Annotated in this window: 1 pseudogene; it reads left to right on the top strand. The window is 64.8% G+C overall.

What is annotated here, in order from left to right:
- Positions 1–474: pseudogene (locus tag EN749_RS38140) on the top strand (hypothetical protein); the annotation flags it as partial.

Below are 474 nucleotides of genomic sequence, written 5' to 3'. Positions count from 1 at the left end.
CCACCATCCTAGGGCTTGCCGGCCTCGATATCGAGACGCGAGAAACGCCTTCGATCCTCAAAACTCTCAGTCCATATGAGGTCGAGATCGCGTCGCGGCACGCAGTGTGCGAGCTCAACGGCTTCCCGGCGTGGTTCCCCACGCTTTACGAGCACCATCGCGAGGCAGTGGCGGCATTCCTGTTTGCCCAGATCCGGTACGAACTGACCGGGGATGCCGCTGAAAACCGGGGCAACGATGTCCTCGGCGACGCGAGCTGGTCCGGCCAATGGGCCTGGGACGATCTGGGGCCGATGCTGATCGAGCTGCTGCACGAGCATGAGCCGGCGCATAGCGCCGCCTTGAGCAAGGTGCTGAGGATCGTGAGGGGCGCTAGCGGCCCCGATGCGGCCATCGCCGCCGTGGCGCGGTCGAAAAGCCAGAGCGTGGCGGAGGTTTCACACCTTGGACAGTGGTTCGCGGTGTGGATGGGCG

The organism is Mesorhizobium sp. M7A.F.Ca.ET.027.02.1.1 (assembly GCF_004022985.1).
Taxonomy (GTDB): Bacteria; Pseudomonadota; Alphaproteobacteria; order Rhizobiales; family Rhizobiaceae; genus Mesorhizobium.
This window is presented reverse-complemented; position numbering and strand designations above follow the sequence as displayed.